Below are 3,796 nucleotides of genomic sequence, written 5' to 3' on the forward strand. Positions count from 1 at the left end.
CTTTCAAGAGGCAATGACCGTTTTCAATGATCCACTTTCTGTTACGTTTCCTGATCCTGACCATTCAATTGGTGAAAGTCGCTACGTTATCATTGGGATGTCTCGGTTTGGGCAGGTTTTGGTTGTTGCACATACTGACAGAGCAGACCGCACCCGAATCATTAGTGCTCGGAAAGCAACACGTTCTGAGAGAAGGTTTTATGAGTCAGAATCCTGAGAACGAAATGACGGATGAACTGCGTTCAGAGTATGACTTTGCTCAGATGAAGGGTGGAGTACGAGGAAAATACGTTGAGCGCTATCGTGCAGGCACAAATTTGGTGTTACTTGATCCAGATGTGGCGGAGGCTTTTCCAGATGAGAAGTCGGTCAATGATGCGCTACGGCTGTTGATGCAGATTGCCCAGCGGCAACAGAATAATCAAGCGTGATCGCACTAATGGCAAAGGTGCGATTGCATCTCATTGCCATCTCATGCTGAATGGATGAGGTTACGATGGGAGAAAATTGTGCGATCGCATTAAACTGGGGCTTTGTAAAGAGAACGGGCAAAATTGAGCACTTCTTCTTGCCTACTTTCGGGCAACGCATCGATCATCGCCGTGATTCGCTCAGATATAGGTACCCAAGTTTCTGTTTTGCTGCGCCAAACTACAATAAATTGCCGAGTGGACAGAGACGTATATTCTAGAGTCTCTCCATAGGAATTAGTAAATTCGACTTCAAAAACTGTGTCAGTATGTTCTTCAACAATGGCACCCCGATCGCCTGCGCGTAGATCTAAATCAGGTAGATCTACAATCAATTCAACAACATCAAATAATTCTGGTTTCGTCATTTTCGCCTCGGAATATATAACGTAACGAGTCTTGCAATATCTTCATTCGGTTTGACAATCCATCCCGTACGCACGATCTCCTGTTGTGTTGGATCTATGCCAACGACGGTAATATCTACTCGATAGCGTTGCCCATACTCATTGTATTGCCTTGGAATAGCTTCAGCATCCATCGCCTGCTCTTCAATCTGCTGGAGCAAAGACTGATAGTTTTCTCTCGTAAAGCCTAAGTATTCTCTAAATAAAAGTGCCTTATCTCGACCTTGTAGATTATTTGGATTCAGAACATAGTCTGTGATTTTTCTAGAGTCAATCAAAATTTGATTGGCAACATCTCTGAGTTTCACACATCTGTACTCCTATTTTTGTGAGAAAAATATTCACGTTAACGATATCAGAACAATCAAACGCGATCGCGCTAATGGCAAACGTGCAAAGGTGCGATCGCATCTCATTGCCATCTCATGCTGAATGGATGAGGTTACGATGGGAGAAAATTGTGCGATCGCAGTGAAACGATATGGCCTTGGGATTTGATGACTTTGCAGTTGCAGTTGGTCTAACGGGTTTGGCGAAAGAGGTGCTTTGGCCACTGCTGAAGGGCAGTTTGGAAGATTACACAAAGGATTTTTTCAAGGGCTGTATTGAAGATGTGGCGGGTTTGGCAGAGCAGGAACCCGTGCAGAAGGCGATGGGCAAAGCGCTGAAGGCGTTTGTGGAGCTGATGTTGGCGGAGTTGGAATATGCGGGGCTGACGGGAGCAGAGATTCGGGATTTTTATCAGCCAGCGCTGCGGGCGTATATGAAAGATGCCGATGTGAAGGCGACGTTGGGGACAGCGTTTGAGCCGGATTGCAAGGCGATTAATCATGAACAATTGCAGGAGCGGTGGGCGGAGCTAGATCTGCGGCAGTTGCCCGATGATTTTGATTGGGAGCAGATTAGCAAGCAGTATGTGCGGAAGGTGAAAGGGATTTGGCGCGAGTCGCCAGAACTGCGAGAGTTGCTGACGCTGCATAATCAGGAAGCGATTCGGCAGGGCGTTGAGTCACTGGTGGGGATTGAGCCAGATTTTAATTTACGGAAGTATCAAGAAGGATTGCGGGAGCAGTATGGCAATTTGAAGCTGGAGTCGTTGGATACGTCGGCCTATGCGTATAACGAGTTGAAGCTGTGGCGGATGTTTATTCCGCAGGATGTGCGGCCTTGCCAGGAATTTAACCCGAAGGTGTATGAGATTCCAAAGGAAAAGCTGCAAGAGCTACAGGAACGGGGCGAACTAGATGCGGAGGAGCTAGAGGCGGCGCAGCTAGAGGCGTATCGGCGCAGCTATGTGGAGCAGTTGCCAGCCAATGTGCTGGAGGTGGTGGGACGGACGGTAGGCAAGGGAGAGCGCAGTCGCCCGCTGGCGGATTATGCTGTGATTTTGGGCGATCCGGGGTCGGGAAAATCAACGCTGTTGCAGTATATGGCGCTGGAGTGGGCAGCGGAGCCGATTGGGTCAATGCGGGAGTTGGCGCAGCGACCGTTGCCGTTGCTGATTGAACTCCGCAAGTATGCCAAGGATCGGCAGGAGAAGAAGTGCAGCAGCGTAGTGGAATATCTGCATCAGGGAGAGGTGGTCTGTCGGCTGAATCAGCATCGGTTGGATGAGGTGTTGAATCAAGGGAATGCCGTGGCGCTGTTTGATGGGATTGATGAGGTGTTTGACCCAGAGCAGCGGGAAATCGTGGTGACGGATATCCATCGATTTACGAATAATTATCCGGCAGTACAAACCATAGTTACTTCGCGATGGCTGGGCTATAAGGCTCAAACGCTTCGGGATGCAGGATTTCAGCACTATATGCTGCAAGACCTGAATCAGGAACAAATTAAAGAGTTTATAGAGCGGTGGCACGACCAAACGTTTGCAGAAGGGGCAGATAAGCAGCGCAAGCGGGAACGACTGCACAAGGCCATTTCGGACTCGAAGGCGATCCGTGAATTGGCAGGGAATCCGCTGCTGCTGACGATGATGGCGATTTTGAACCGCAATCAGGAATTGCCGCGCGACCGACCGGAGCTATACAACCAGGCTTCGCGGGTGCTGCTGCATCAGTGGGATGTGGAACGCAACCTGATTGAACATCGACTCGATCCGCTGACGATTGACTATGCGGATAAGCAAGCGATGCTGCGGCAGGTGGCGGATCATATGCAGTCGGGCAAGGATGGATTAGCCGGAAATATTATCAGTGCGGCGGATTTGGAGCGGGTTTTGACGGAACAGTTGCAGCGACTGGATCTAGAGCAACCGCGCACGTTGGCTCGACTGATGATGAAACAACTGCGGGAGCGTAATTTTATCCTCTGCTTTTTGGGTGCGGACAATTATGCGTTTGTGCACCGTACATTTTTGGAATATTTTGCGGCTTGGGCGTTTGTTTGGAAATTTAAAGAGCATGAGATAAGTTTTGATGAATTGATGCAGCAAACATTTATAGCTCATTGGCAGGATGAGCAATGGCATGAGGTTTTGCAGTTAATAGCTGGAATGCTGTCTCCTCGTTTTGTTGAAAAAATAATTGATTTTTTGTTAGCGCAGAATGGGAAGAACAAAAAGTTTATCAATATATTTTTATCAGCAAATTGTTTGGCTGAAGTAAAGCAACAGAGCGAGCTTCACGAGGTTGGTGAACGAGTATGGGATTCAGTTGAAAAGCTCACAACCTTTGACTTTCATTACTACTATGAACCAGATAGACGCAGAAGCTGGATGTGTGATGAAAATCCGCACAAAAGCAGTTGAAACCATTGGCGCTGTTTGGTCAGAAAGTGCGAGAACTTTTTCGTGGTTGAAATTGTGTGTTCAATCTAATTCAGATAAGTATGTACAAGGTGCAGCAGTAGAAGAGTTTGTCAAAAGATTTAGGAATATCCAGACACCTTATCGTGGCTTAGAGCCTTAATTCAAAC

At 47.7% G+C, this 3,796-nt stretch carries 5 protein-coding genes; 3 read left to right on the forward strand and 2 right to left on the reverse strand.

Features of this window, described 5'->3' with window-relative positions; translation table 11 throughout:
• Both AC286M_RS06595 and AC286M_RS06600 read left to right on the forward strand, forming a co-directional pair.
• The coding region (locus AC286M_RS06595; RefSeq protein WP_488203617.1) for a BrnT family toxin at nt 1-217 on the forward strand (217 nt) is incomplete at its 5' end.
• Nucleotides 201-431, forward strand: a complete 231-nt coding sequence (locus AC286M_RS06600) for a hypothetical protein (protein ID WP_488203293.1) — start codon at nt 201-203, stop codon at nt 429-431. The genes AC286M_RS06595 and AC286M_RS06600, both read left to right, overlap by 17 nt.
• A gap of 89 nt (nt 432-520) precedes the next feature.
• Here the strand turns inward: AC286M_RS06600 and AC286M_RS06605 are convergent, their stop codons facing one another.
• Together AC286M_RS06605 and AC286M_RS06610 are read right to left on the reverse strand one after the other, a co-directional pair.
• Nucleotides 521-838 carry a DUF4926 domain-containing protein gene (locus AC286M_RS06605; protein WP_488203294.1) on the reverse strand — a complete coding sequence of 106 codons (318 nt, stop codon included), beginning with the start codon at nt 836-838 and terminating at the stop codon, nt 521-523.
• Nucleotides 835-1,185 carry a DUF6883 domain-containing protein gene (locus AC286M_RS06610; protein ID WP_488203295.1) on the reverse strand — a complete coding sequence of 117 codons (351 nt, stop codon included), beginning with the start codon at nt 1,183-1,185 and terminating at the stop codon, nt 835-837. The genes AC286M_RS06605 and AC286M_RS06610 overlap by 4 nt, the downstream gene beginning before the upstream one ends.
• Before the next feature lie 173 nt (nt 1,186-1,358).
• Between AC286M_RS06610 and AC286M_RS06615 the strand changes: the two genes are divergently transcribed.
• Nucleotides 1,359-3,629 carry an NACHT domain-containing protein gene (locus AC286M_RS06615; RefSeq protein WP_488203618.1) on the forward strand — a complete coding sequence of 757 codons (2,271 nt, stop codon included), beginning with the start codon at nt 1,359-1,361 and terminating at the stop codon, nt 3,627-3,629.
• The last annotated feature ends 167 nt before the right edge of the window (nt 3,630-3,796 follow it).

This window comes from Thainema salinarum CENA647 (genome assembly GCF_057732415.1).

What these genes read in the sequence shown, in the direction of transcription:
- AC286M_RS06615 (WP_488203618.1), top strand. Translation starts at nt 1,359, where the DNA reads ATGGCCTTGGGATTTGATGACTTTGCAGTTGCAGTTGGTCTAACGGGT.
- AC286M_RS06605 (WP_488203294.1), bottom strand. Translation starts at nt 838, where the DNA reads ATGACGAAACCAGAATTATTTGATGTTGTTGAATTGATTGTAGATCTA.
- AC286M_RS06600 (WP_488203293.1), top strand. Translation starts at nt 201, where the DNA reads ATGAGTCAGAATCCTGAGAACGAAATGACGGATGAACTGCGTTCAGAG.